The organism is Brevundimonas diminuta ATCC 11568, from assembly GCF_000204035.1.
Taxonomy (GTDB): Bacteria; Pseudomonadota; Alphaproteobacteria; order Caulobacterales; family Caulobacteraceae; genus Brevundimonas; species Brevundimonas diminuta.
Genome location: NZ_GL883086.1, coordinates 2600138 through 2603164, shown reverse-complemented (window position 1 = coordinate 2603164; position 3027 = coordinate 2600138). Strand labels below are relative to the sequence as shown.

Annotated in this window: 2 protein-coding genes and 1 other annotated feature; of the genes, one reads left to right on the top strand and one right to left on the bottom strand. The window is 59.0% G+C overall.

Going from position 1 to position 3027, the window contains the following annotated elements; all coding sequences use genetic code 11:
• On the top strand, positions 1 to 1308 hold a 1308-nt coding region (locus tag BDIM_RS16555), incomplete at its 5' end, for a site-specific integrase (protein WP_169312163.1).
• A gap of 35 nt (positions 1309 to 1343) precedes the next feature.
• Here BDIM_RS16555 and BDIM_RS16550 read toward each other — a convergent pair.
• Positions 1344 to 2828: a SulP family inorganic anion transporter gene (locus tag BDIM_RS16550; RefSeq protein WP_003166703.1), complete on the bottom strand. Its 1485-nt coding sequence runs from the start codon at positions 2826 to 2828 to the stop codon at positions 1344 to 1346.
• A 37-nt stretch (positions 2829 to 2865) separates the two neighbouring features.
• Positions 2866 to 2929, bottom strand: a sequence feature (sul1 is cis-regulatory element that is thought to sense ions involved in sulfur or methionine metabolism; They are found in Alphaproteobacteria).
• Positions 2930 to 3027 lie beyond the last annotated feature (98 nt).

The following is a 3027-nucleotide window of genomic DNA, read 5'->3' as shown; positions in this document are numbered from 1 at the left end:
TCATTGGCTGGGATCGTCGGCAAGACGCACGTCGTGAGATCGTTGGGAACGGGATATCGGGCAGACGCGATCCGCAAAGCCCGGATTGTCGCAGCGGCCTTCGAAACGGAATGGCGCGAGGTCGAGACTCACGGCGTTTCCGCGCCTGTCGTTTCTCGTCTTGTTTCGAGAGCGGTGCCGTCATTACCACCTTCGGCTGCGCCAACCGACAAGACGCTGCGCCAAGTGTTCGAGCTATTTCGGTCTGACCCCGCGAAGCAGCGCGCGCGCAAAACGGACCTTCACTACCTCTACCTCCTCGAACTGACAGTTGGTCTCTGGGGGGAGCAGACAACCATCCGATCCCTTGATCGCGAGGCATGCCGTGATCTGCTCGATACCCTGCGCTGGTTGCCAACGAACGCCGAGAAGCGGTTCCCAAAGCTATCGCCTATAGCGGCGGCGAAGATGGCCAAGGAGAAAGGTCTGTCGGGCACGCTCTCGCCCGCTACCGTGAACGGCTACATGACGAAGTTCAGGACGGTGATGAATTTCGCGGAGAACGAAGGCTGGATCGAACGGAACCCAGCCAAGGGGCTTCAGGTCATCGACCGGGTGAGGCGGCGGGATAAACGTCTACCCTTCGCTACCGAGCAGCTACGCCTGATCTTCGACGCGCCGATCTACCGAGGTTGCGTTGACGACAGGGCCGGATATTCCACGCCGGGCCATGCGCGTCCGCGTCGCGGGCGTTTCTGGGTGCCTCTCATCGCCCTCTTCTCGGGCATGAGGATGAACGAGATTTGCCAGCTACACGTCGCGGACATTCATCGGCTCGATGGCGTGGACTGCTTCTTCGTGACGGAGGGGCCGTCCGACACCGACAACGGCAAACGCCTGAAGACCGCCGCCAGCGAGCGGTTTATACCGGTCCATCCCACGCTGATCGAGATTGGGTTCATGACCTTCGTCGAGCAGCGGCGAGCGGCTGGCGCCGTTCGCCTGTTCTCCGAACTCCAGAAGTCCACCACTGGCTACTACAGCGACCCATTCAGCAAGTGGTTCAGACGCTTTCTTGAGCGCGCTGGCGCGACCCGAGAGAAGACTTGCTTTCACTCATTTCGACACTGCTACCGGGATGCCCTACGCGAATCTCGCATCGAGCATGAGATCGCTCTCGCCCTCGGAGGCTGGTCTTCTGGCAACGGCAACGAGGGGGGTGAAACCGCAGCGGCCTATGGGCGAGGCTATCGCGCCCAGACGCTTTGTGAGGCCATGGGTCGGATCGCTTATCCAGACCTCGACCTTTCGCATCTATTCGAGCGTTGAGGTCGTCCAAGTTTCGATCCGGTCGATCACTTCCGTCAGTGAGCACCTGCCTCGCGGGGTAGGTGCCCCTTGTCATGTTTCCCTACCTTGTCGATCAGCGTCTGGCTGGCCTCATTCATGCCAGTGATATCGACGACCGCGCCTTGGCGACGGTAGCGGAATACAACTTTGTCTACCGCAGCGACCCCGGTCAAATCCCAAAGGTGGGCTTCCGTCATGTCGATTTCGACATGCCTTGGATGTCCATGATGTTCGAACGCGGCAGCGAAAAAGTCGGACGACGCGAAGAATAACTGGCCTCGCACACGGTATCGAAGGGACCCTTCCACATCGGTCGGAACGGCCTCTACGACGATAGTTTTACCGACCTTCCGCATGAAGAAGATCGCAGAAAGCAGCACTCCGAGAACCACACCCTTTGAAAGGTCGTGCGTGGCGACCACTGTGACGGTCGTCGCAATCATAACGATGGACGACTGGATCGGCGTAGAGCGGAGACCTCTGATCGACCCCCAATCGAATGTGCCGATGGAAACCATGATCATAACCGCAACGAGCGCAGCCATTGGGATTTGCGCGACCCATTTTTGAAGAACCAAAATGAGGAACAGCAGGAAGAGGCCAGCCCACAAGGTTGATAGCCTACCGCGCGCGCCGCTTGTCACGTTGATGATTGACTGACCGATCATCGCGCAACCAGCCATCCCGCCGAACAAAGATGATGCGATGTTGGCGATACCCTGCCCGCGCGTTTCGCGATCCTTGTCGGATGGCGTGTCAGTGATGTCGTCGAGGAGGTTGGCGGTCAGCAGACTTTCCAAGAGGCCCACGAACGCGAGCGTCGCGGAAATCGGCGCGATGATCATGAAGGTCTCCCACGTCAGCGGCACCGCCGGGATATGAAAGACCGGCAAGGCGGAAGGCATCTGTCCCATGTCACCAACTGTGCGGACGTCGAGGCCGCTCCAAATGACAAAAGCACTCAACAAGACGATGGCGACCAATGGCGATGGCACCACCTTCGTCAGCCGAGGCAAGCCGTAGATGATTGCGAGAGCCGCACCGATCAGAGCAAAAGTCTGCCAGTTCGCACCGATAATTTCGGGCATTTGGGCGAGGAAAATCAGGATCGCGAGCGAGTTGACGAACCCGGTCATGACCGACCGAGACACGAATTTGATGTAGCGACCAAGCTTCAGCAGACCGACACCGATCTGAAAGACGCCGGTCAGAAGCGAGGCGGCGAAGAGGTATTCGAGGCCATGGTCACGAACGAGCGTAACCATCAAAAGGGCCATGGCGCCGGTCGCGGCTGAAATCATCGCAGGGCGTCCGCCGACGAATGAGATTGTCACAGCGATGACGAAGCTGGCGTAAAGACCGACCGCAGGATCGACACCGGCGATAATCGAAAACGCGATGGCCTCTGGAATAAGAGCCAACGCCACGACGGTCCCGGCCAGCAGGTCACGTCGAGGATTGGCGAGCCATTGCTGGCGCGCTGAAGCGAATATGGACATTGGAGTTTTCATCTGGGTGAACCGCTTTTCGCGGCTCGGTTTCCTGACGGATAGGCGGTCAGGATAGCCACCGAATCCCCGCGAGCAAGGATCGGTCCAAGGTTATGCGGACTTCCATGCCCTCAAGTTGTCGAGGGCGCAAGGTTGCCCAGCCACACCGGCCAGTCAGAAAATTTGCGGAACGCACACCGAAGCCGGT